This is a genomic window from Sphingobacterium sp. SGR-19 (assembly GCF_011043555.1).
Classification (GTDB): Bacteria; Bacteroidota; Bacteroidia; order Sphingobacteriales; family Sphingobacteriaceae; genus Sphingobacterium.
Map to the genome: position 1 here is coordinate 128161 of NZ_JAAKGS010000010.1, position 24682 is coordinate 152842.

Annotated in this window: 26 protein-coding genes and 1 tRNA gene; 21 read left to right on the forward strand and 6 right to left on the reverse strand. The window is 40.2% G+C overall.

All coding sequences use genetic code 11. The features are described from left to right. Nucleotides 1-135 precede the first annotated feature (135 nt). From G5B43_RS16955 to G5B43_RS16965, 3 genes are all read left to right on the forward strand, one after another. Nucleotides 136-1074 carry a malate dehydrogenase gene (locus tag G5B43_RS16955; RefSeq protein WP_165295991.1) on the forward strand — a complete coding sequence of 313 codons (939 nt, stop codon included), beginning with the start codon at nt 136-138 and terminating at the stop codon, nt 1072-1074. Between the two features lie 118 nt (nt 1075-1192). Then, nucleotides 1193-1654, forward strand: a complete 462-nt coding sequence (locus G5B43_RS16960; protein WP_240904903.1) for a retropepsin-like aspartic protease — start codon at nt 1193-1195, stop codon at nt 1652-1654. An 8-nt stretch (nt 1655-1662) separates the two neighbouring features. Then, nucleotides 1663-2919 carry an acyloxyacyl hydrolase gene (locus G5B43_RS16965; RefSeq protein ID WP_165295992.1) on the forward strand — a complete coding sequence of 419 codons (1257 nt, stop codon included), beginning with the start codon at nt 1663-1665 and terminating at the stop codon, nt 2917-2919. A 7-nt stretch (nt 2920-2926) separates the two neighbouring features. Here the strand turns inward: G5B43_RS16965 and G5B43_RS16970 are convergent, their stop codons facing one another. Continuing rightward, the gene (locus G5B43_RS16970; protein WP_165295993.1) at nt 2927-4150 is read right to left on the reverse strand and encodes an MFS transporter; all 1224 of its coding nucleotides are present in this window, start codon (nt 4148-4150) and stop codon (nt 2927-2929) included. 120 nt (nt 4151-4270) lie between these two features. Between G5B43_RS16970 and fsa the strand changes: the two genes are divergently transcribed. The 3 genes from fsa to rnr all read left to right on the forward strand — a co-directional run bounded on the left by fsa (nt 4271) and on the right by rnr (nt 8296). Then, a complete protein-coding gene (gene fsa, locus G5B43_RS16975) occupies nt 4271-4930 on the forward strand; it encodes a fructose-6-phosphate aldolase (protein WP_165295994.1) in 660 nt (219 codons plus the stop codon). 264 nt (nt 4931-5194) lie between these two features. Next, nucleotides 5195-5641: a Fur family transcriptional regulator gene (locus tag G5B43_RS16980; protein WP_165295995.1), complete on the forward strand. Its 447-nt coding sequence runs from the start codon at nt 5195-5197 to the stop codon at nt 5639-5641. Between the two features lie 525 nt (nt 5642-6166). After that, nucleotides 6167-8296 (forward strand): ribonuclease R, encoded by a 2130-nt coding sequence (gene rnr / locus G5B43_RS16985; RefSeq protein ID WP_165295996.1) that lies wholly within the window; start codon nt 6167-6169, stop codon nt 8294-8296. Between the two features lie 52 nt (nt 8297-8348). Here rnr and G5B43_RS16990 read toward each other — a convergent pair whose 3' ends face one another. Further along, a complete protein-coding gene (locus G5B43_RS16990; RefSeq protein WP_165295997.1) occupies nt 8349-8828 on the reverse strand; it encodes a GNAT family N-acetyltransferase in 480 nt (159 codons plus the stop codon). A gap of 114 nt (nt 8829-8942) precedes the next feature. On the opposite strand from G5B43_RS16990, the gene G5B43_RS16995 reads away from it, so the two are divergent. The 5 genes from G5B43_RS16995 to rpsJ all read left to right on the forward strand — a co-directional run bounded on the left by G5B43_RS16995 (nt 8943) and on the right by rpsJ (nt 13449). Beyond that, nucleotides 8943-9542: a nitroreductase family protein gene (locus tag G5B43_RS16995; RefSeq protein ID WP_165295998.1), complete on the forward strand. Its 600-nt coding sequence runs from the start codon at nt 8943-8945 to the stop codon at nt 9540-9542. A gap of 415 nt (nt 9543-9957) precedes the next feature. Further along, nucleotides 9958-10365, forward strand: a complete 408-nt coding sequence (gene rpsL / locus G5B43_RS17000; protein ID WP_130140989.1) for a 30S ribosomal protein S12 — start codon at nt 9958-9960, stop codon at nt 10363-10365. A 19-nt stretch (nt 10366-10384) separates the two neighbouring features. Next, complete coding sequence (rpsG, locus tag G5B43_RS17005; RefSeq protein ID WP_165295999.1) at nt 10385-10852, forward strand: 30S ribosomal protein S7; 468 nt, start codon at nt 10385-10387, stop codon at nt 10850-10852. A gap of 103 nt (nt 10853-10955) precedes the next feature. Further along, entirely contained in the window at nt 10956-13079 is a 2124-nt protein-coding gene (gene fusA, locus G5B43_RS17010; protein WP_165296000.1) for an elongation factor G, read from the forward strand. Nucleotides 13080-13143: 64 nt separating this feature from the next. Then, entirely contained in the window at nt 13144-13449 is a 306-nt protein-coding gene (gene rpsJ, locus G5B43_RS17015) for a 30S ribosomal protein S10 (RefSeq protein ID WP_002993539.1), read from the forward strand. 69 nt (nt 13450-13518) lie between these two features. On the opposite strand, the gene G5B43_RS17020 is transcribed toward rpsJ, so the two are convergent. Then, nucleotides 13519-14145 (reverse strand): porin family protein, encoded by a 627-nt coding sequence (locus G5B43_RS17020; protein WP_165296001.1) that lies wholly within the window; start codon nt 14143-14145, stop codon nt 13519-13521. Nucleotides 14146-14340: 195 nt separating this feature from the next. Between G5B43_RS17020 and G5B43_RS17025 the strand changes: the two genes are divergently transcribed. Then, nucleotides 14341-14411 (forward strand) — tRNA-Cys (locus G5B43_RS17025). 28 nt (nt 14412-14439) lie between these two features. Then, nucleotides 14440-14619 carry a spore protein gene (locus G5B43_RS17030; protein WP_165296002.1) on the forward strand — a complete coding sequence of 60 codons (180 nt, stop codon included), beginning with the start codon at nt 14440-14442 and terminating at the stop codon, nt 14617-14619. A gap of 77 nt (nt 14620-14696) precedes the next feature. Here G5B43_RS17030 and G5B43_RS17035 read toward each other — a convergent pair whose 3' ends face one another. Together G5B43_RS17035 and surE are read right to left on the reverse strand one after the other, a co-directional pair. Further along, entirely contained in the window at nt 14697-15722 is a 1026-nt protein-coding gene (locus G5B43_RS17035; protein ID WP_165296003.1) for an aldo/keto reductase, read from the reverse strand. Nucleotides 15723-15868: 146 nt separating this feature from the next. Next, entirely contained in the window at nt 15869-16594 is a 726-nt protein-coding gene (gene surE, locus G5B43_RS17040) for a 5'/3'-nucleotidase SurE (RefSeq protein WP_165296004.1), read from the reverse strand. A gap of 72 nt (nt 16595-16666) precedes the next feature. Between surE and G5B43_RS17045 the strand changes: the two genes are divergently transcribed. From G5B43_RS17045 to G5B43_RS17065, 5 genes are all read left to right on the forward strand, one after another. Next, nucleotides 16667-17566: a diacylglycerol/lipid kinase family protein gene (locus tag G5B43_RS17045; RefSeq protein WP_165296005.1), complete on the forward strand. Its 900-nt coding sequence runs from the start codon at nt 16667-16669 to the stop codon at nt 17564-17566. A 367-nt stretch (nt 17567-17933) separates the two neighbouring features. Then, the gene (locus G5B43_RS17050; RefSeq protein WP_165296006.1) at nt 17934-18188 is read left to right on the forward strand and encodes a SemiSWEET transporter; all 255 of its coding nucleotides are present in this window, start codon (nt 17934-17936) and stop codon (nt 18186-18188) included. Nucleotides 18189-18294: 106 nt separating this feature from the next. Then, entirely contained in the window at nt 18295-18657 is a 363-nt protein-coding gene (locus tag G5B43_RS17055; protein WP_165296007.1) for a hypothetical protein, read from the forward strand. Nucleotides 18658-18680: 23 nt separating this feature from the next. Next, nucleotides 18681-19286, forward strand: coding sequence for a hypothetical protein (locus G5B43_RS17060; protein ID WP_165296008.1), 606 nt, complete (start codon nt 18681-18683; stop codon nt 19284-19286). A gap of 47 nt (nt 19287-19333) precedes the next feature. Continuing rightward, nucleotides 19334-20401, forward strand: coding sequence for an AI-2E family transporter (locus G5B43_RS17065; protein ID WP_165296009.1), 1068 nt, complete (start codon nt 19334-19336; stop codon nt 20399-20401). 4 nt (nt 20402-20405) lie between these two features. Here the strand turns inward: G5B43_RS17065 and G5B43_RS17070 are convergent, their stop codons facing one another. Continuing rightward, nucleotides 20406-21932, reverse strand: a complete 1527-nt coding sequence (locus tag G5B43_RS17070) for an FAD-dependent oxidoreductase (protein WP_165296010.1) — start codon at nt 21930-21932, stop codon at nt 20406-20408. Between the two features lie 258 nt (nt 21933-22190). On the opposite strand from G5B43_RS17070, the gene G5B43_RS17075 reads away from it, so the two are divergent. The 3 genes from G5B43_RS17075 to G5B43_RS17085 all read left to right on the forward strand — a co-directional run bounded on the left by G5B43_RS17075 (nt 22191) and on the right by G5B43_RS17085 (nt 24565). Further along, nucleotides 22191-22751 carry a type 1 glutamine amidotransferase domain-containing protein gene (locus G5B43_RS17075; RefSeq protein ID WP_165296011.1) on the forward strand — a complete coding sequence of 187 codons (561 nt, stop codon included), beginning with the start codon at nt 22191-22193 and terminating at the stop codon, nt 22749-22751. A gap of 133 nt (nt 22752-22884) precedes the next feature. Continuing rightward, the gene (locus G5B43_RS17080) at nt 22885-23637 is read left to right on the forward strand and encodes a 5'-nucleotidase C-terminal domain-containing protein (protein WP_165296012.1); all 753 of its coding nucleotides are present in this window, start codon (nt 22885-22887) and stop codon (nt 23635-23637) included. Beyond that, nucleotides 23612-24565 carry a bifunctional metallophosphatase/5'-nucleotidase gene (locus G5B43_RS17085; protein ID WP_165296013.1) on the forward strand — a complete coding sequence of 318 codons (954 nt, stop codon included), beginning with the start codon at nt 23612-23614 and terminating at the stop codon, nt 24563-24565. The genes G5B43_RS17080 and G5B43_RS17085 overlap by 26 nt, the downstream gene beginning before the upstream one ends. Nucleotides 24566-24682: the final 117 nt, after the last annotated feature.

Consider the following 24682-nt stretch of genomic DNA (forward strand, 5'->3'; position numbering starts at 1 on the left):
ATTTATCTACACATCAATTCCACCAGCAACAAAGGAGAAAAAAATATGCAGACGAAACCATCACGATTTATTCAGACTACATCGAAGGATGAATAAATCTGATAGCTTCGTCACAATCTAAAAACAAACATGCAGATGAAAATAACAGTTATTGGAGCAGGAGCTGTGGGCTCGACTACAGCGGATAATCTTGTACGGCGGAACATCGCAGAAGAAGTTGTATTATTGGATATCAAAGAAGGTGTTGCGGAAGGTAAGGCGCAAGATATGATGCAGACAGCTGCGCTTTTGGGATTTGATTCTACCATAAAAGGGGTCACCAATGATTATACACAGACGGCGGGTTCGGCGGTAGCGGTCATTACTTCCGGTATCCCTAGAAAACCGGGGATGACACGTGAAGAACTCATAGGCACGAATGCGGGTATCGTCAAATCGGTTGTAGAAAATTTAATAAAACATTCCCCCGATATTATTATCCTTATCGTGTCCAACCCAATGGATACCATGTCGTATCTTGCATTAAAATCAAGTGGTCTTCCTAAAAACAGGATTATAGGCATGGGTGGTGCACTGGATTCTGCACGTTTCAAATACCAAATTTCCCAAAAGCTACAAGCGTCAGCAAACGATTTAAATGCTATCGTAATAGGTGGGCATGGTGATACTACGATGATTCCATTGATACACCACGCTACGTGGAACAGCATTCCTGTGCGTAGTTTCCTAACACAGGAAGAGCAAGACGATATCGTCAAAAAAACAATGGTAGGTGGAGCTACGTTAACCGCATTGATCGGTACTTCAGCCTGGTATGCGCCAGGGGCAGCAGCAGCAGCTATGGTAGAAAGTATTGTACGTGACCAAAACAGACTATTTACCGCTTCTGTATTCCTTGAGGGAGAATATGGCGAAGAAGATATCAATATCGGCGTACCTGTCATTATAAACAAAAAAGGTTGGGATCGCATTGTTCCACTGGAACTATCGGAAGACGAGAAAACATTGTTTAAAAACAGTGCAAATGCCGTACGAAACATGAACCAAGTATTGAAAGATAGCAATATCATTTAACACACTTTTTTGCATGGGTTTTATTTTTATATATTTCCTCTTATAAAATAGCCCTTGATGGCAGAGGAGAGCGAAATAAATTCATTTTATATTATGCGCAATTAAATTGCATATAAAAATGAATTTATTTAGGTTTACACCCATGCAAAAAATTCCGTTAGAAATATTGGAACTACAGGGCGATGGTTACCATGTATTGATTGATGTTCGCTTATTTGATCAACCTTTTAAAATGGTGCTAGATACCGGCGCATCAAAAACCGTACTTGACAAAACCACACTCCTACAGTCGGGTATTCCGGAAGAAAAAATTGAAAATACCAATATCATCTCGACGGGATTAGGTACGAATTCTATGGAAAGTTTTATTCTAGAGCTACCAACTTTCGAGATAGGCAACTGGAAAATAACGAAATTTATAACGGCAGTACTCGACTTGAGTGCCGTAAATTATGCCTATCAGCAGATGAACTTACCCCCTGTAATCGGTGTATTGGGTGGAGACATCTTGGTATCGTATGCTGCTCGGATTGATTATAGAAAACAACTTTTGACCTTAAGGAATCGTAAAGTAAGTTGAGATGGGATATGTTTTTGAGTTTAAAATCAATATTTTTCCATTTATTATTATTCTGCGGTCCTCTCGTCGCTTTCCCGTTTGACACATTACTTCGGGATACACTTTCGGTTGATACCGCACATAAACTAAATGGCGCAGGACGATTTGCACATCACTTGGGGATAGAAATTCGTCCGGGCTATGTATTACCTAATGTACCATTTTATGCGGGAGTTAATCAACAACGAAAACCTATTCAAAACGCATTATCGGGTCACATCAAATACGCCTTTCGATTCCCAAATGGATCTCTGGGCGACCAAATTTATGCCCATACCTATCAAGGAATCGGTGTGTCTTTCTATAGTTTCGGCAACCGACGAGAATTGGGATCTCCTAAAGCGATGTATTTTTTTCAGCGTTCCAATATCACACAACTCAATACAGACTTGGCACTAGATTACGAATGGAATTTTGGCTTATCGACCGGCTGGAAACCACATAATTTTGAGTACAACCCTTATAATGTTGCCATCGGTTCCAAGACCAATGCCTATCTAAACGCCGGCCTGTATTTGAGATGGATATTAACGAAACATATGGGATTGACAACTGGTATCGATTTCACTCATTTTTCAAATGGCAACACCAATTTCCCTAATGCGGGCCTCAACATGCTTGGACTAAAAATTGGTGTTTTATATGACTTCCGAAAAAAAGAACGCATCGCAACGCCTGCTGGAATTCCCGATTCTTTGCTCACACAATATCCTAAACATATCAACTATGATCTAGTTTTTTTCGGCTCATGGCGACGAAAAGGTGTCGAAGTTATGGGGCAACCTGTACCTTCGCCACATCAATATCCGGTTTTGGGAATGTATTTTGGTCCGATATACAATTTTAGCTATAGGTTTCGGGCAGGCGCTTCTATTGATGTTGTATATGATGGCAGCGCAAATGTTTACACCAAGAATTACTTCTCTGCCACTTCCGAAGAAAAGTTTTTTAAACCCTCGATAGATAGACAGCTGGCATTCGGATTATCGGCAAGAGCCGAATATATCATGCCTATTTTTACTATTGGTATCGGTCTAGGTGGTAACGTACTTCATAAAGGTGGAGACCTGCGGGGTACTTATCAAACATTTGCTCTTAAAATAGCAACTACTAGAAATTCATTCTTACACATCGGTTATAATTTAAAGGATTTCCACGAACCAAATTATCTCATGTTAGGTCTGGGTTATCGATTTAAAAACAAAGCACCGTCGTTGTTATATTGATAATATTTTATATTTTTTTAAACAATCGTCGATGAATATGTAGCCGTAGATACGTATAAAAGCTTAACGCTATTGCGATACCTGCTGCGCCCATTGTATATAGTGTACTCTTAATTCCAAGATATTCAGCCATTGCTCCTACCAATAACGTTCCGATGGGAGCAACACCTTGGAAAGCCATTACATAATAACCTATTACACGAGCACGGTAGCTGGGAACAGCATGCGTCTGGATATACGTGTTAATGGAAGAATTTTGCATCATCATGGCAAACGCCACCATCATGGTGAATGCCAAAGCTAATGGCAGAAGACGCGCAAATGCTAATAAACAAAGCGCTGCCCCCATTAAAAAAGCGGAAAATAAAACACGATACCGGAGATTTTCCCCCGTCTTCAACCTGGCCATATTGATAGCACCGATCATTGCACCAAAACCTGCTGCACTTTCAAACCAAGAGAATGTTGATTCGTCTCCCGAAAAAAGATCTTTTGCCACTGCCGGCAATAGAGACGTATAGGGAATAACGAATAAACTCGAAAAGACCAATACGACAATCAACGAAGCAATATGTGGGGAACGCCGTAAATAGCTAAACCCTTCTATAAGTGCCCGCCAGTTGCTTTCCTTTATCAGTTTCGATGGATCTTCTGTCACACGCATCAGTAGTAGACATATAATAACGGGGACAAAACTAATAAAGTTGATGCCGAAGCAAACAAATTCCCCATAATTGGTCAACAGAATACCGCCAATGGCAGGCCCTACCATCCTCGCCGCATTGAAGATGGAAGAGTTTAAGGCGATGGCATTGGGCAAATCCCTTTTATTATCTACGAGCGATATCATCAATGATTGGCGGCCAAGCACATCAAAAGCGCTGATGACGCCTTGTAAAAAACCTAACATAGACAAGATAAAAACAGTTTGCAGCTGCAATCCCACGACCAAGGTCAATACACCTGCTTGTATCATTAATCCTATTTGGGTAAGAAATACCAATTTGTATTTCCTATGCTTATCAACAAATGAACCGACAAACGGAGAAAGAATCAGTGAAGGAAGCAGAGCAATAAATTGTACAAAACCCAACCAAAAAACAGAGTTTGTCATTTCGTAGACCATCCAACTGATAGCGATTCGCTGCATCCAAGTACCTAAAAGTGATATGGCTTGGCCAATGACATGTAATCGAAAATTAGGATAAGAAAGCGATCTAAATATATCCATGAACGGCAAAAAATGTTTTGATTAAACGCAATCAGATTGAGATAATATAATTACTTTTGTAACATACATACGTATATTATGTTTTAAATATTTTAAATCACTATAAACAATCTATTAAACATGAAGTTTTTTATCGATACCGCAAACCTTGCTCAGATCAAAGAAGCGCAAGATCTAGGCGTGTTAGACGGCGTAACCACGAATCCTAGCCTCATGGCAAAAGAAGGTATCAGTGGAGAAGAAAATGTAATTAATCACTATAAAGCCATCTGCGATATCGTAGATGGGGATGTCAGTGCAGAAGTTATCTCCACGGATTTTGACAATATGGTTAAAGAAGGTGAAGCATTAGCTGCCTTGAATCCAAAAATTGTAGTGAAGGTTCCAATGATCAAAGATGGTATTAAAGCTATTAAATACTTCAGCCAAAAAGGTATCAAAACGAATTGTACACTAGTATTTTCTGCCGGCCAAGCTTTATTGGCTGCCAAAGCGGGAGCTACTTATGTTTCGCCATTTATCGGCCGGCTGGACGATATATCCGTAGATGGTCTAGCATTAATTGAAGAAATCCGTTTAATTTACGATAATTACGGTTTTACAACACAAATCTTAGCCGCATCTGTACGTCATAGCGCACATATATTAGGATGTGCGAAAATTGGAGCAGATGTGATGACCGGTCCTTTATCCGCTATTTTATCGCTATTAAAACATCCGCTAACAGATAGCGGATTGGCACAATTCCTAGCCGACCACGCGAAAGCAGCAGGAAAATAAAAAGATACCGTTTACGGTTTCAAAGCCTCTTCGAATATCATTCGGAGGGGCTTTTTAATGCAAATGACCAAGCCGGCCTTTGACTGGGTACCATCTTACGTGCATTGGGCTTATTTTGTAGGCTGAAAAAGAATCATTAAACAGGAACGGATTTTGATCCTTCGGACTTCTTTTTTGTAAAATGGAAAAAAGGAAAACCCAAACTTTTATTTGGCGACCCACACACAGCGTCATTTTAAAAAAAAACGTAACTTTACACTTATCATGGCGAATGAAAAGACAGAAAAAAACAAAGACTTCACCGAGCTTCTTCGTGAAAATGGATTAAAAGTAACCTCCCCAAGATTGCGTGTTTTGAATGAAATAACGCAAAAAGAAGCAGCAATATCCCAACCTGATTTAGAAAAAATTATAGGAAAAGACATTGACAGGGTAACTTTATACCGTATTCTATCGAGCTTCGAAGAGAAGGGAATTGTACATAAAATATTCGATTTGAATGGTACAGCAACCTATGCCATGTGCACGTCAAACTGTACGGAGAACCATCACCACGACCAACACGTTCATTTCATTTGTTCGGTATGCAATAGTGTATATTGTCTCGACGAGGTATCCCTTCCGAAGATCACTTTACCTCCTCATTTTGCACTTCATTCTCTCGCGATAAACGCCGTCGGATTATGTGCAAATTGCCAAAAAGAAAACTAAATATCCTCTCTAAAGCACGTTATTAAATGAAATGCTTTCCCTAACCGGAAAGCATTTTTTTAAACAAAAAATACTAAAAAAACAATTTAAAAAAACACAATAAAATTTTACTATATAACACATAATATACTTATTATAAATATATTAAAACAAGTAAACAAATGTTATGATGCACAAAAATAATTTTACTATCTTCATAAAGAAACCAACGTTTAGACACGAAATTGGCTTCATTTCTCAAAAAGCAATCCGAAAATTAAACAATTTTTAGCATAAAATATTTTATCATGCACATTATCAATATATTAAAAAAGGTAAAGTAAATAATAAAAAAACATTACTAATTAAATTGAGAACAGGTTATTTTTTGAGCAAACATCGAGAACAATTTTTATGTATCTTAGTTATATAAATGAGACAACGATACCGTTCCATCTGGAGCTTACATATATCCGCCCCTCCTGTTGAATCTCCTACTTAGATTCGACAATGAGAGAACTGGAATTGAGTAATAATTTTAGACACATGAAACAAAAAAAAGAGAACGCTTACAAAGACGTACTGACACATCTCATCGTCGATATATTTGAAAAATCAAACAACACACCACTCAACTATAAACAGGTAGCCGCAAAACTCAACCTTAGTGATATTGACTCAAAAAGCGCAATTGCAGAGATTCTTTCTGATGAATCTAAATCCGGCAAATTCCTGCAAGTGGAACGCGGCAAATTTAAGTTGCATCAATTGAATGTTTACATCCAGGGAAAGGTCGACATGACAGCCGATGGCTCGGCATATGTCATCCCAGATGATGAACTGGAAAATGATGTTCATATCGCGCCTCGAAAACTGCGACAAGCTCTTCACAACGATATTGTAAAAGTGCATGTATACGAACGTCGAAAAGGCCGGAAGCGAGAAGGAGAAGTGGTCGAAATTATCCAACGGGCAAAAACCGATTTTACAGGAACTATAGACATTTCCAAATCGTATGCTTTTTTCTTACCTGACGACAGAAAGATGATCCATGATATATTCGTCCCACTAGACAATCTAAACGGTGCCCAGCATGGAGAAAAAGTTGTCATCTCGATTGTCGAGTGGCCAAAGAACGCCAAGAATCCGATCGGAAAGGTTAAAACTATTCTAGGTAAAAAAGGAGAGAATGACACGGAAATGAACGCGATTCTCGCTGACTTTGGTTTTCCGCTAGCATTTCCATCCAAAGTCGAAGCAGAGGCAAACGCGATTCCAGAGCTATTGCCTTCTAATGAAATAAAGAAAAGGCGTGATTTCCGTGACGTGCTTACATTCACTATAGATCCTTTTGATGCAAAGGACTTTGACGACGCTATTTCTTTCCAAACACTGGATAACGGAAATTACGAAGTAGGCGTACATATAGCCGATGTTTCTCACTACGTACAGCCAGATTCGCTATTAGATAAGGAAGCTTTTGAACGGGGTACGTCCGTATATCTGGTAGACCGTGTTATCCCTATGCTTCCCGAACGTTTATCAAATGGTGTGTGTTCCTTGCGTCCACATGAAGACAAGCTCTGTTTTTCCGCCGTGTTTGAAATGGACGACAAGGCAAACGTTTTAAACCAATGGTTTGGACGCACCGTTATCAACTCCAATCGCCGTTTTAGCTATGAGGAAGCACAGGAAGTTATTGAAACAAAACAAGGAGATCATGCACCGGAAATACTCAAACTAAATGAACTTGCCTATATTTTGCGGGAGCGGAAGTTTAAAAATGGCGCTATCAGCTTCGAAAGTGAAGAGGTTAAATTCCATCTTGATGAAAAAGGGAAACCCTTGGGTGTCTATACTAAAGTGCGGAAAGACGCGCATAAGCTTATCGAGGACTTCATGCTTCTTGCCAACCGAAAAGTTGCAGAATATATCGGCAAGCAAGGTAGAGGTAAAAATAAGCTAACGTTTGTCTATCGATTCCATGATACGCCCAACTTGGAAACGTTGACTACTTTTTCCCAGTTTGCTTTACGGTTTGGACACAAGCTCACTATTAAAACAGATAAAGAGGCTGCACGGTCACTGAATACACTCTTGACAAAGATCGAAGGCACGAAGGAGCAAAACATGTTAACTACACTAGCCATCCGATCGATGGCAAAAGCTATTTATACAACCAAAAGTACTAGCCACTATGGGCTCGCTTTCGATTACTATACGCATTTCACCTCCCCTATCCGTCGTTATCCGGACGTAATGGTACATCGCTTGTTGCAATTTTATCTGGATGGCGGAAAGAAAATCAATGCAGAGCATTACGAAAAACTGGCAGAGCACTCCTCCCAAATGGAGAAAAGGGCCGCCGAGGCGGAACGTGCTTCTATTAAATATAAACAGGCTGAATTTCTGGAAGACCAGATCGGCATAGAATACACGGGAATTGTATCAGGTGTCACTGAGTGGGGCATGTATGTGGAAATCCAAGAAAATAAATGTGAAGGTATGGTACGCCTACGCGACATCACTGATGATTTCTACACACTTGACGAAAAAAACTATGCGATTATTGGCCAACGGAAAAAAAAGAAATATCAACTGGGGGATGAAGTACAGATCAAAGTAAAGAAGGTCGATCTGGAAAAGAGGCAGATTGATTTTACGTTGGTATCGTAGGAAATAACTTCAGCCATAATCGGGCAAACTTTCAGCTATATATTTCTACCGATTATCTGCGAAGAACAAGTTTTTGTGTAGGAACACCATGTTCCTCTCCTACAAAATAACTTTTGAATCCAAATTTTTCTAACAATCGGCATGATGCAATATTATCGGGATCTACAATCCCGATAATATCATCATCAGGTGCTATCTCCGCTGCGCGCTCTAAAAGGGCCTTACAGACCCCCGATCCGAAACCTTTTTTCCAAAATACCTGTTTCAAAAGATACCCTATTTCTAACGCGGAACGATCGCGTTTGTATCTTACCAACTTACAATCCCCAATCAGTCCGATATCATGATCTATAACTTTAAAGTAGCCCAGCAAATCATCTTCTTCATTAATCTGCATGATGGATGTAAACTTTTCTCTTGCTCGTTCTTCCGACATCCCCTTTCCAGTAATGTATTTCATGACGTGATCGTCCGCGACTAGAGAACAATAATCCTGAAAATCTTCCCATGTGTATTTTTGAAACTGTAGCATAAATAACGTTATATGTATATATTTGAAATTACATTACTCGAACATTTGTTTTCTACACCCAAACGACAAAATAATTAGCTTTGCCGAAAATAACAAACAATAATGTTTCGACGTATGCATTTTTTAGATATTGCCAAAAACAGATATAGCACAAAAAAATATAATCCAGACGAAAAAATATTGGAAGATACGATTCAGCAGTTAAAGGAAATCTTACAACTAAGTCCCTCCTCGATCAACAGTCAACCATGGAAATTCACAATTATTGCAAATACAAAAGTCAAAAGCGAATTAGCGACAGTGTCGTATCACAATCTGGAAAAAATTAATCAAGCAAGCCATTTGGTCGTATTCAATGTGATCGATAACGTAGAGAAATTTGAAAACGAAAACTTGCGTAAATTACCCGAAGGCGCTATAAATTATTATAATCAACATGTAAAACCACTAGGTGAAGCAGGTATAAAAAATTGGATGCAACATCAAGTTTACCTTTCGTTAGGTTTTTTCCTCGCCGCTTGCGCCAGCATGGGTATTGATTCGACACCCATGGAAGGCATTCAAACGGATGAGTACAACAAAATATTGAAATATGATGGATATACAGCACTGTTTGCAGCTGTGATAGGCCGTAGGAATGTCGCGGATTTTAACCAACCGGCTCTCAAGCCGAAATTTCGCAGACCACTAGACGAGATAATAGAAGATATCTAATCAAACATAATACGCTTTTTCGCCCAAGATGCACAACTTTTATATAGGATCTAGCCCCTATATTGCGAAGGCACAGGAAGACACTCATATTTAGGCTGAAGGAACTCAATTGTAGAATTGGCCAGTTCTTTCAACACATCTTGATTGATGTCGGAAAGCTTTTAACAACTCATCTTGTCCCGCACAACCGCTATAAACGTACAGAGAAATTGCCGCTTTTCTTGGTGAAAAACCAATCAGCGGCCAGTCTCCCTCTTGTTTGCTCCTCTCGGACTTATAATGATACCTCTATTGGTCCCAGCTAAGACCTACACACTAAAATTTTATATATCAACTATTTATTATTCAAAACAGAATCACTATCTTTGCAGACTTAAAAATTAATTTTAAACAAATTAAAAACAAAAACAGGTAAATGCCTACTATTCAGCAATTAGTTAGAAAAGGTAGAGTAGCTCTGGAAGACAAGAGTAAGTCTCCGGCGTTGGACTCATGTCCACAGCGAAGAGGTGTGTGTACGCGTGTATACACTACTACCCCTAAAAAACCAAACTCAGCAATGCGTAAAGTCGCTCGTGTACGTCTTACCAATGGTAAAGAGGTGAACGCCTACATCCCTGGTGAAGGACACAACTTACAAGAGCACTCTATCGTGTTAATCCGTGGCGGTCGTGTTAAAGACTTACCAGGTGTTCGTTACCACATCATCCGTGGTGCATTGGATACTTCTGGGGTTAATGGTCGTAACCAACGTCGTTCTAAATATGGAACTAAGCGTCCTAAACCAGGACAAGCTGCAGCTCCAGCAAAAGGTAAAAAATAATTAAACGGAGGGAAAGAAAATGAGAAAATCAAAACCAAAAAAAAGAATCATTTTACCTGATCCAAAGTTTAATGATGTTCAGGTAACACGTTTCGTAAACAACATGATGGTAGACGGTAAGAAATCTATCGCGTATTCCATCTTTTACGATGCTGTAGAAATAGTTGAGCAAAAGACACAGGAGAACGGCTTAGAGACTTGGAAAAAAGCTTTGAATAACGTAATGCCTTCAGTAGAGGTTAAATCTCGTCGTGTGGGTGGTGCCAACTTCCAAGTTCCTATGGAAGTACGTCCAGAACGTAAAATCGCTTTGGGTATGAAGTGGTTGATCTCCTACTCTCGTAGACGCGGTGAAAAAACCATGCGTGAAAAATTAGCAGGAGAAATCATCTCCGCTGCTAAAGGCGAAGGTGCGGCTGTAAAGAAGAAAGAAGATACGCACAAAATGGCGGAAGCAAACAAAGCGTTCTCACACTTCAGATTCTAATATCATGAAATTGATTACACAGATATAAAAGGATTACACAGATGGATATACTTGAAATCTGTGTAATCCTTTTTCGATTTGTGTAATTTCATTTAAAAACAAAATGGCAAAAGATTTAAGTTTAGTAAGAAACATCGGTATCGCCGCTCACATTGATGCCGGTAAAACAACAACAACAGAGCGTATCCTATTCTACTCTGGTGTTAACCACAAATTGGGGGAAACCCACGAAGGTTCTGCTACAACAGACTGGATGGCACAAGAGCAAGAACGTGGAATCACGATCACTTCTGCTGCTGTTACTGTGTTCTGGAACTATCGCAACAAGAAGTATCAAGTAAACGTTATCGATACGCCTGGCCACGTAGACTTTACCGTAGAGGTAAACCGTTCTTTGCGTGTATTGGATGGATTGGTATTCCTGTTTTCTGCAGTCGATGGTGTTGAGCCTCAATCAGAAACAAACTGGCGTTTGGCTGATGGATACAAAGTGCCACGTATTGGTTTCGTTAACAAAATGGACCGTTCAGGTGCTGATTTCTTGAAAGTTGTAAAACAAGTAAAAGAAATGTTGGGCTCCGAGGCAGTTGCATTACAATTGCCTATCGGTGCAGAAGATGATTTCGAAGGTGTAGTCGACTTGATCAATAACCGTGGTATGGTATGGAATAAGGAAGATAAAGGGATGACCTTTACAGAAGTACCTATCCCAGACGATATGGCTGACGAAGTTGCTGAATACCGTGAGAAATTATTGGAAGCTGTGGCTTCTTACGACGAATCATTGATGGAGAAATTCTTCGATGATCCGAATTCATTAACGGAGAGGGAAATCCTTGACGCTTTGCGTAAAGCCGTATTGGATAACGCTATCGTTCCTATGGTATGTGGTTCATCTTTTAAAAACAAAGGTGTACAGACCATGCTTGATTTGGTAATGGAACTATTGCCTTCTCCATTAGATATCGAAGCTGTTAAAGGTACAGATCCACGTAACGAAAATGAAATTGAGCGTAAACCATCTGAATCCGAGCCTTTCGCAGCGTTAGGATTCAAGATTGCTACTGACCCATTTGTTGGTCGTCTATGCTTTATCCGTGCATATTCGGGCGTATTGGAAGCCGGCTCTTATGTTTTAAATACGCGTTCAGGTAACAGAGAACGTATCTCACGTATCTTTCAAATGCACGCCAACAAACAAAACCCAATCGAACGTATCGGTGCGGGTGATATCGGTGCCGTAGTTGGTTTTAAAGATATCAAAACAGGTGATACCCTTTGTGATGAAAAGAACCCTATCGTTCTAGAATCTATGGTATTCCCTGAGCCAGTTATTGGTTTAGCGATCGAGCCTAAAACACAAGCTGACGTAGATAAATTGGGTATTGCTTTAGGTAAACTCGCTGAAGAAGACCCTACGTTCGTTGTAAAATCGGATGAAGAAACTGGTCAGACGGTTATCTCCGGTATGGGTGAGCTTCACTTGGATATTTTGATCGACCGTTTAAAACGTGAGTTTAAAGTTGAAGTTAACCAAGGTGCCCCACAGGTAGCTTACAAAGAGTCTATCAATGGAACTACTGAACACCGCGAAGTATACAAAAAACAATCCGGTGGTCGTGGTAAATTTGCCGACATCAAAGTAGTTGTTTCTCCTGCAGATGAGGACTACGATTTATCAAAATCCCCTCTTCAATTCGTAAACGAAATCGTGGGTGGTGCTATTCCAAAAGAATACATTCCTTCGGTACAAAAAGGTTTTGAAGTATCTATGAGCAATGGTGTATTGGCAGGTTATCCACTTTCAGGCATGAAGGTTCGTTTGATCGATGGTTCATTCCACGCGGTCGACTCGGATTCTTTATCATTCGAATTGGCAGCTAAAATGGCATACCGTAATGCGTTACCTAAATGTTCTCCTGTATTGATGGAGCCTATCATGAAGGTAGAAGTATTGACTCCGGAAGAAAACATGGGTGATGTTATGGGTGATTTGAACCGTCGTCGTGGGCAAATGCAAGGTTTGGATACACGCGGCGGGGCGCAGGTTATCAAAGCACACGTGCCTCTTTCCGAGATGTTCGGTTATGTAACGCAATTGCGTACGATTACTTCTGGACGTGCAACTTCTACGATGGAGTTTGATCACTACGCAGAAGCTCCTCGTAACGTACAAGACGATGTAATCGCGAAATCTAAAGGTAAGATCAAAGCGATCGAAGATTAATAATAATTTACCGACTGCTGGTTGTGAATAGCTCTAATCAGCAGTCATATTTAAACAAATAAAAATGAGCCAAAGAATCAGAATTAAATTGAAATCTTACGATTACAACTTGGTCGACAAATCGGCTGAGAAAATCGTAAAAACAGTAAAGCCTACAGGCGCAGTAGTGAGTGGTCCTATTCCATTACCTACAGAGAAAAAAATCTATACGGTTTTACGTTCACCACACGTTAACAAAAAAGCACGTGAGCAATTCCAATTGTGTGCTTACAAAAGACTATTGGATATTTACTCGTCCAACTCTAAAACTGTTGATGCATTGATGAAACTTGAATTACCTTCAGGTGTTGAAGTAGAAATCAAGGTGTGATAGATTTCAAAAACAACAAAATAGGCTGCCCGTTTGGGCAGCCTATTTTGTTTTCTAATCCCTTTCTTCTTAAAACTGGAAACCGACTCCAAAGGACCAAACTCGATTTGACACATTATTATCTGCATTTGGCACTAATTGCGTCAGACCAAGGTTATATCCTGCATTGAGAAGCAAGCCATTATAGAGCTTATACCCTACCATAAAATTTGCACCGGCATCGATAACATTCATATCTTTATTATCTCCGGAGAAATTCAAATCCCACTCCGTCTCACCACTATAATCACCTAGGCTTCCTTTTAACTTTTCTTTTCCACTGACATTGAATCCGATATAGGGACCCGCTCCCAAGAATACGCTACCTGTTCCTGCCGGAATCCAGTATACGGCATTTACAGGAACTTCTATTGACATCACATTTCGAGAGAACTCAGCATCAGTGATACCATCATAATTTTCGTAAAATCTAGTGCCCTTGCCTTGCAAAGAAACTCCCGGCTGGATGGAAAAATTGGCAGCTACTGGTACATCTGCAAAACCAGTAACATGGAATGATGTGTTGTTCTTTTGATCATCACCAAAGTTACTATATTTACCTAAGTTTACACCGGCTTTTAAGCCCCAAGATGTTTGGGCTTGTGCGCCCGCAGCCAATAAAAAGGCCGCTCCTAATGAAAGTAAAATCTTTTTCATACTCTTTTACATTTGTTTTTACATGTAGCTATATACAATATTCAGACCAAAAAATAATTCCAATAACCTTCAGATGATATCACACTCAATAACAACAACTTACCCTGGCTATTTATTGATTTTAGATTTTTAATTTTCAATTTATTGGATATATGAAAAGTAAATTTTATTTTTGCATTCCCTTGAGGGGGAAAGGGTCGGATGGCCGAGTGGCTAGGCTGAGGTCTGCAAAACCTCCTACAGCGGTTCGAATCCGCTTCCGACCTCGTTTTTAAAGACAAAAAAAATTGAACCATGGGAGTTACACGTTTAAAAAGAAAAGATAGAAGAAATAAAACTACTTCACGTATGGAAGTACAGTTTTTGAAGTTAGGTCGTAATGTTGAGCTAGGCTCAAGAAGCAAAATGCCTAAAAATAGCCAAATCACAAAAAACAATGAGATTTTGGATAAGTTAGCCGCAGAAGCAAAATAATAATCGTTTTAACGATCATAAAGTACAGGGAGAACGCACTAGAGTTCTCCTTTTTATTTGTCTGAACTATTTATTATCTATAATAATATAAGTCCTTCTTCTCGCATTGCATTCCAAAAAACAGTCGGAATGTCTTTTGTAGCCATAGCGGCGTTATGACGAACTTTTTCAGATTTCGTGGTATTCAATGCTACACTACAAACACCAGGGATATTAAATCCAAAATTAAAACAAGCTTCAGCAGGCAATATATCAAACCGAGCACAAAGTGTCCAGAATTTATCTCGCCAAGCATATAATGCTTTTCCCTCTACGGTATCCTTATCAATAAGTTGATAATTATAATAATCGCTTCCTACTAAAAATCCCCCATTAAATACAGCGGAGTTGATGACAACAACACCTCTTTTTTCCAATTCTCCTATAAAATCAATAAGCTCTTTTGGATGATTATATACCGTTAAGCTATTCGCTATCATCACCCAATCTAGTGCAACATCATTTGCTATACGCTGGATAACTTTCCAATTTTTTGCCCCCACACCTATACCCAAAACTTTTCCTTCGGCCTTCAATTCTGCAAGCGCGCGATAGGCATCTAGAATGTCCCGATAAAGCTCTTCCCCCTCTTCCAGACTTTTTGCATTGGCTAAATATTCATCTGGATCATGAACTGAAACTAAATGTGCCGTGTAATCACCCAATAATGCATTACCTTGATGAAAACACGCTAAGATGCCATCATAGCTTATTTTCTGCACCGCGTCATTCTTCAACCCTTTCCATACACCCGATTCAAATGTCGGTTCTTCTGTTGTCAGAGGAACTTGATACCAACCGAGTTTATTACTAATCAGTACCTCAGACGGTTCAACGTTCAATTGGCTTAGGCTCTTTCCTATCGATTCCAGAGAGAGGCCAGCACCGTACTTTCCAGCTGTATCGAATACCGCTTTCCCCGGAGCGTATTTTATACATTCCCTCACAATCGCCAATTTTTCTTTGAAGGGCAATTCCACATATAGATTTCCCAGTCCACTTGTTCCGAATACTATGGGAGGCAATTGACGATTTAAATTTAGATGTTTATTGTTGTTTTGCATTTATATCCTTTTCCAACGCGAATGAATGGATACAAACCTAAATAAAATGCGCCGCATTCACGAATATCATAAAATAAAAAACTATCATGAGTAATTCGTTTTTATATACAGTTTAATTGTATACCATATAAAAGTGAAACATACAATTAAAAATTAGATTTCTCCCTAAGTATCCTTTCATCTGTTAAATCCAAACGTAAAGGTGTAATCGAAACCATATTATTTTCTATCGCCCAGCGGTCGGTTCCTTCTTCTGCCGGATCCAATGGCGTCACTGTAAACCAATAGTGCTTTCTACCTAGCGGATCGGTTCCAGGAACGATAGTTCCATCATACAACCGCACTGACTGTCTCGTCCATACAATATCAGTAGGTTCAGGCGGAAAATTGACATTATATAATGCGAGTTCATTATTTTTCAACAAGAGTTCGAGCGTCTTCGACACATACGTCTCTAAATGTTCAAAATCAGGTTCATCCTTTCCGACGGGTGTGCTCAAGGCTATTCCCCTCACACCAAACAGTACCGCCTGTTTGGCCGCCGCTAAAGTCCCTGAATGCCACATGGAATTCCCTAAATTAGGCCCCATATTAATCCCCGATAAAACCACATCCACATTCTTCCATAAGTGCATTCCCATCGCTACACAGTCGGCAGGTGTCCCGTTTACGCGGTGAGCTTCTATATCAGGAAATTCAATAGGTGATTTTTTGTAGCCCAATGGTCTTGAATGTGTTACCGCATGTCCCATAGAAGATTGTTCCACATCTGGTGCGACGACCCTCACTTCTCCAAAATTCTTCGCTACTTTTGCCAGGGCTGCAATACCTGGGCTATATATACCATCATCATTTGTCACTAAAATTCTCATAACACTTTTTATTTTTTTCTTAATCTAACAACAATTGATCCCACCAAATTGTTCTCCTATTAAACAGTAGATATGAAGCAGGTAATCCTATTACACAACCCCAATGCAGGCGACGCCGACCATTTTAAAACTGATCTGATCGAAGCTATCGAGAAAGAAGGGTATCGATGTACTTACTTTTCTATTAAAGACAACGACAGCTGGAAACACCAACTCAATGAAGCAGATTTTGTTGTCGTGGCTGGTGGCGATGGTACCGTCCGAAAAGTCGTCAAAGCGCTTGTCCAAAGAGGCGTTAACGACAAAAGAATAATAATGGCACTTCTCCCGATGGGTACTGCAAACAATCTGTCCAAGACATTATTCCTAGACAAAGAAGCAAGTTTTGAAGATCACGTAGGTACCTGGAAATATGGCAAACGCCAGCGATTTGATGTCGGTATGCTCGCGTACGATAGCAGTTTTGATTTTTTTCTAGAAGGCGTCGGGTATGGTCTATTTCCAACACTCGTCCAAACAATGGATAAGATAGACGTCAGTCATTTAGAGACGACAGAAGAGCAATTGCAATTAGCTTTGGAAAAACTGCATCAGATTATATTAACCGCAGAGGCGTATGATTACATAATTCACGTCGATGAAAAAGCTTATGAAGGTAGGTATCTATTATTGGAGGTTATGAATATTCCGTCCATAGGCCCCAATCTTGTGTTGGCTCCCGCCGCGCAGATAGACGACGGCTATTTAGATTTAGTGATGATTACCGAAGAAGAACGGAATGCATTCGCGTTGCATGTTAAAAAAATTATCGATCAGGAAGAAACATCTTTTGATTTTCAAACGCTTCGGGCAAAAAAGTTCAAGATACAATCGACTAATAAGAATATCCATATCGACGACAAATGCCTATCCATATCCAATGGTTCCCTTACTATACAAGTGGATGAACATATACTTGATCTCATTATGTAGACCATGCTGTGTGTTCCAATAACACGATAGTTTTACGGATGGGTTGGGCAGCACTGACAAATAGTACAAATTGACTATATTCTTGTCATAATATACGCAATGTTGGCAGGTCGGAAATGATAAAAAACTGAATATGTCAAAGATCTGTCAATTGTATAAAGACTATCGCTCACAAATATGTTAAGAGGTGTTAAAATGCCCGGTGTATATATCAGAGGCATAGAAATTGATATTATAATAATACTTCATAATTTAGGTTTATAATTGGTTAGTTAGTTAAAAATCCTGAGGTTCCCCGCCTTAGGATTTTTTGTGAATCAGCTTTGCAAAACAATTTCGATTGATTTTGCGTACTCTAATAAAAAATATGGAAACAATTATAGGGATTACAGCTGGCATATTTACCTCTATTTCCATGGTGCCACAACTACTAAAGGTTTTAAAGGAAAAAGATGTGGAGAATCTTTCTCCCTATATGATTGCTATCCTATTAACAGGTGTATCGTTGTGGGTCATTTACGGTTTCATGTTAGATGAATGGCCTATTATCCTTTCGAACTTATTTTCTGTGCTCGTCAATGCAACCTTATTAGTTTGCTATTTTTTCTTTAGGGAGCAGTAGTAGATCCCACATAAACAAAAATCACGTGTTAATCTTCTTAAACATAAAGGTAAATCGACTGTTTAATAATAAGATAAGGTGACGTAGCGATAAAAAAATTAAACAGATGAAAAATCATAAAATAAACTTGAAAAAATCAGCTTGTGTTGTGATAGCGATGATTACCAATAGTCCGGGTCGCAGAGATGAGGAATTCGGAGACACTGACGGTCAGGAAATTAATAAAGATCCTATTATAGGAGGTGCAGATGATGTATATCGCGAGAACCCTACGGACGATCTAGGAGATTCTGACATAGTAGACGCAGAACCTCTCCAAGAGGATATCAAACATCTAGAAGATGAAGGTAAACAAACCGAGGAAAATCAAGAAAAAACAGAAGAATCTGATACGCCAACTGATTCAGAAGAGGAAAATCTGGATATCAGCAATCTAGAAGATAATGAGGATATCACGGATGGGCTATAAACTGACTTTTTAAGAAATGTATTATGAAAAAGAAAATTCCAGAACAGGTAGAGGGTAAATCCCTAGACTGTTTCAAGTCCGTCAATTTGTCTTCCCAAGAAGAGGCTACAAGATTTTTTGAGCGCATAAAGAGCAGATTACTGGATGTTAATCGTTGGAACGAGATTACCAAAGCGCCCTCCGCCACATTTACTATCAAAGATGCCTTCGGTCGTACGATGGAACGCTTGGTTCAAAAAGGAGACTACATCCGGATCGATATTCCCGGCCCAGGGCTTCCCTCCGCCAAAGGGTACGATTGGGTACAAGTAGAAGATATCGCGGAAACGGCTGATACCGATGGTGCTAGCATCGTTTTGACTCTAAGACCTTGTGCCGACCCAACGCAAGATAATACAGATACAGCTCACTTTTTCAAGCAACTAGCGACTTCTTCTTTTCTTGTTGAACAAAAAGGCGATCATATTTATCTGCACTACGCAGGACGTAATGAAATCATCAATACCGACAATGCATCCATACTGGACAATTTACGCAATTTTATGGTGGGTTTGGGAGCAAAAATGGGTGCATCATTTCCACAGTGGAAGGCATTAGTTGAAGGGCTTGGCGACGTTGAAAACTACTAATGCACACTATGACCAACTAAAAAATAAAGGACCTTCACAAAAACAGCATGGGCAAATCAATTTCTAAAGTTTTACAAATAACCTTCACCCTCGTTTTAATTGTTGTTATCTTATATTACGGCAAAGGCGTATTGGCTCCACTGGCCATCGCCTGCATTTTATCCATGCTCTTTGTCGCACCTTCGGTATGGATGGAAAAAAGGAGGGTACCTCGCTGGGCAACGGCATTGATCGCGGTCAGTGCTCTAATGGTATGCCTTGTAGGAATTGGTTTCCTTTTGAGTTGGCAGTTGCAAAATTTTGCCGAACAAATCAGCTCGTTGAAGCAAAACCTGTCGCAGATACTTTCCAGTGTACAACACTGGATACAGGATCGATTGGATATCGATCAGGCCAAACAGCAAGCCATAGCGGAAGAGCAAATGAAAAGCCAACCTACAGACGGTTCCACAGTCAAACAGCTGGCATCGGGCTTTTTTGGTTTGCTTGTGGATTTCATCTTAGTGATGGTGTATACGTACCTCTTACTCTTTTACCGCTCTCGATTAAAAAAATTTTTACTTAAAATAGCGCCATCCGGAGATCAAAAGAAAACCATGGAAATCGCTGAATCGGCAAGCCAGGTGGCAGCGAATTATATGACGGGGCTTGCCAAAATGATCGTTGTGTTATGGATTCTTTATGGATTCGGGTTTACAGCCATTGGCGTCGAAAACGCATTATTTTTTGCGGTGATATGCGGATTATTAGAACTCGTTCCTTTCATAGGAAACCTAACCGGGACTGCAATAACGATCGTAGGCGTAACGGCACAAGGCGGTGAAACCAATATGATCTTAGGCGTTATATTAATATATGGCTTTGTCCAATTTGTTCAAACGTATCTGCTGGAGCCTCTTATCGTAGGAAATGAGGTTAATATCAATCCGTTGTTTACTATATTCAGCTTAGTGGCGGCAGAAGCAGTTTGGGGCATTCCGGGCATGATACTTGCCATTCCGGTTACGGGTATGATTAAGATTATATGCGACCGCATCCCCCGATTGCAACCTTATGGTTATTTAATAGGCAGCGATAAAAAAGCTAAAAAATCATTCTGGAAGCGGAAGAAGTAATGGGCTACTTTTCCAGTTGCCATACTTTTAGCGGCGCGACAGAAGGCCCATTCAGCAAGCTTCCGTCTGGAGCATACCGCGCTCCATGGCATGCACAATCCCAGCTTCGCTCCGTGTTATTCCATTTTACAATGCACCCTGCGTGGCGACATACGGGATCGATAGCAAACAACGCCCCCTGCTCATCTTTGAACAGTCCTATCCTTTTCCCTTGATAATTTAATATCTTTCCTTCGCCACGGCTCAATCCTGCTAGCTCGTTTATCTCTTCCAAAAAGAAGCGATCTTTTACAAAGTGTTTTGCTACATCATAGTTTTCGACAAGTAGATCGCGTATTGACGAAAGCGGTCCTATACGACTAGGTGAATAGATCTCTTGAAAATCTGTCGTCCCATGCAATACCAGATCTGCCATCATAGAGCCGCCAAGCGTCCCGAAAATCATTCCGTTCCCCCCATAACCTGTGGACAGCAACTCCCGGTGATGTTTTTTACCTGGATAATAACCGATAAATGGCAAGCTATCTTGACTCTCATAATATTGGGATGACCATTCGTAAACCTTTTTGTTGACGGTATAGAGACTTCGAATATGAGCTTCCAATTCTAGGAAATTCTTTTCTTGGTTATCGTGATGAGCTGTTTTATGGTCCTGACCGCCGACTAAAAGATAGGATTTATCTTCGTGTTCTACCGTTCGGAAATAATGGAACGGCTCCTGCATATCGTACACCAATGCTTCCGGAAAATCTATCGGGCGCATTAACTCCCATACCTGTATATAACTTCTGTAGGGCGTTAAGCGAAAATTCATCAATTGTATGCCCGGCGGGGTATGTGTGGCATACAGCACATAATCGGAAGTAAAAACAAGGTCGTCAGCAGTTTTAACCAATAACACACCGTCTTCCTCCTTCACGTGTTGCACGATCGTTCCTTCCCTGATTTGTCCTCCTAAACTGTTGTAAGCGTTGGCGAGTCCAGCGAGGTATTTAGTAGGGTGGAATCGCGCCTGTTCATCGAATTCGATGGCATAAATAAAGGAAGCTGGAACGGGAATTTCATCCACTTCAGAACAGGGAACCCCTATTTGTTCCAATGCATCTCTTATTTCGGTAAGTGCTTTCTTCTGTTCCTCATTTTCAGCATACATAAACCCCAAACAGGGCACAAAGTCACAGTCAATTTTATATCGGTCTTTATTTTCCTTGATGATCGATATCGCTTTCCGTGTGGATGTCAACACTGTTCGCGCCTCTTCCAAGCCGTGTTGCTCCACAATATCGGTGTAAGGTGTATCAAGTACCGTATTTATATGTGCCGATGTGCCACCTGTGGTACCAAACCCAATCGTATTTGCTTCCATAACGACACAGCTTTTACCAGCCTCCCGCAGCTTTAAGGCTGCTGTAAGCCCGGTGATACCCGCGCCGACAATAATTACTTCGACATGCTCTTGATCGCGAGGCGCAGATAGTTCCGGCGCAGCTACCTCTTGCCAAATGCTTCTGTTTATTCCGTCTCTTTGCATATTATTCCGTCTGTTTTTTATCTATTCCCTTTAAATAGAATGCACAAAAGGGCTTCCTTGTTTCTAAAGCGTTACAAATAGGTACAATTACGTTGTCCCACGTATTTTTCGTTTTTATAAAATTAAAATACGATGCTCCCATTAAAGTCCGCAAATAATGACAGTGTCAGTATTTTAAATTTCTCAGAACTAGATAATTCTTCGGTTGTTCTTTGATTAAAGAATGTTCTAGATAAAAAATTTAAAAAGGTAAGTGTTATGGGAAAATTAAATGGAAAAAGAATAGCCATATTGACGGAAGATGGTTTTGAGCAAATTGAGTTAACAAGTCCGAAAGAAGCATTGAAAAATGAAGGTGCACAGGTGGATATCGTTTCTCCACGAGAAAAAGTTGTGCGCTCGAAAAAAGGTGATGATTGGGACGATGAATATCCAGTTGACATGCCAATAAGTCAAGCAAGAGTCGATGACTATGATGGATTACTGATTCCAGGAGGTGTAATCAATCCAGATAAATTGCGTACCAATGAAAGAGCACTCTCTTTCGTACGTGATTTCTTTGCGGCCGGCAAACCAGTCGCTGCTATCTGCCACGGACCTCAAGTATTGATCGATGCAGAAGTTGTGGAAGGCCGTAAACTAACGTCAGTAGCAGCCATCAAAAAAGATTTGATCAATGCAAAAGCACGTTGGGAAGATACGCAAGTAGTGACAGACCAGGGATTGGTAACTAGCCGTACACCAGACGATCTTCCTGCTTTTAATCGGAAAATTGTAGAAGAATACGCAGAAGGAAAACATACCGGACAACATGTTTAATGCTGCTCAAGCAACTATTTTTTAATGAAAACACAACAAAAAGGAGAACATCAAATGTTCTTCTTTTTGTTTTTAATCTTTAGCTTTACTAAAAATTTCAAGTGATGAGCTCGACATGATTAAAATTCTACATATGAAACGTGCTGTAAGGTGGTACCCTTTGTTTTCTGTTGCGCTATTACTATTTTCTTGTAAAACACAACTTCATCACCAAGTAGATAAGGGCCAATATTATCCCGTTAATGCTTCGATCGTTGCTGACAGCAGCATTGTTAACTATTACGCACCCTACAAAGCAAAACTGGAAGCGGAGATGAATCGCGTGGTGGGCTATGCCGACAATCACGTCACACGCAACCGTAATGCGCCGGAGAGCTTAATGGGCAATTTCTTTGCTGACGCGCTATTGTGGAAAGGGAAACAATTGGATCCAGCGGTACAGGCGAGTTTTGCTACTAAAGATGGGATTCGGGCAGATTTTAATGTGGGAAATATAACGGTAGGCAATATATTTGAAGTTATGCCTTTTGAAAATGCCGTATCAATTTTAACGTTAAGTGGAACAGATATGCTACGTTTGGCAGATTATATGGCAAAAGCAGGTGGTCAGCCCGTAGGTGGCATTCAGCTTGTCATCGAAAATGGACAGGTAAAGGAGTTTTTGTTACAGGGCAAACCGATTAACCCCGATGCCCAATATAAACTCGTGACCTATGATTATCTAGCAAATGGCGGGGATTATGTAACATTTTTTGATAAACCTATCGCTCGCGAGGATTATACTCAACTTCTTCGCGAAACGTTGATGGAATATGTTTCAGCTATAACAAAACAAGGAAAGCACGTTCAAGCACAATTAGATGGAAGAGTTCAAATCACTAAATAGAAGAAGCTTCATTAGGCAGTCGCTGACGCTAGGAGCGATGGCGACATTCGGGGCTTTTCCAATACAAGCAGTAACCGCTTCTAAAACCAAACGTTTGACGATTCTCCACACCAACGATGTACATAGCCGAATTGACCCTTTCCCGATGGACGGTTCGCGGAATCAAGGTTTAGGTGGGGTGGCAAGGCGAAGCACACTTATTGACAAGATTCGGCGAACGGAAAAAAATGTGTTGTTGGTCGATTCGGGAGATATGTTCCAAGGCACCCCCTATTTCAATATGTTTGGCGGAAAGCTAGAGTTGGAATTAATGTCTAAATTAGGTTATGAAGCAGGCACATTTGGCAATCATGAATTTGACAACGGAATGGAGAGCCTCGCCGAACAACTCCATTACGCCAACTTTCCTTTTCTGACCGCAAATTATGATTTTTCAGGAACTCCGCTAGCGGGTCATACAAAAGAATATATCATCATCGAAAAAGGAGGGATTCGCATTGGTCTCACCGGTGTAGGCATTGACGTAACGGGGCTGGTGGATCCCAATAATCACAAAGGCATGACCTACCTCGATCCTGTTCCGGTTGTAAACCGCATCGCCAAAATGCTCAAAGAAAATAAAAAATGTGATTTGGTCATTTGTCTTTCTCATCTGGGATACAAATATAACGACGATAAGATTGATGATCTAAAACTCGCTGCTCGCTCTCGTCACTTGGATATTATCCTAGGCGGACATACACATACCTTTTTGAATGAACCGACCCGCGTATCCGATCTGGATGGCAAAGAGGTATGGATAAACCAAATGGGGTTTGCAGGCATACGGTTAGGACGTCTCGACGTTGTTTTCAATCAAGCTACCGGCGCGAAAAATATAATGGCGCTACATTATACCGTCGACATGAACGAAAGCCAATTGGTATAAAAGAGAAAACCTGATACAACTAATAGCAGAACAAACATGCAAAAGGTATAGAAACGCGCCAAATTTTTAGGAGTACTTGAAAAGTTTTTTGACGTGTTTTTGAAAGACAGGTACGTC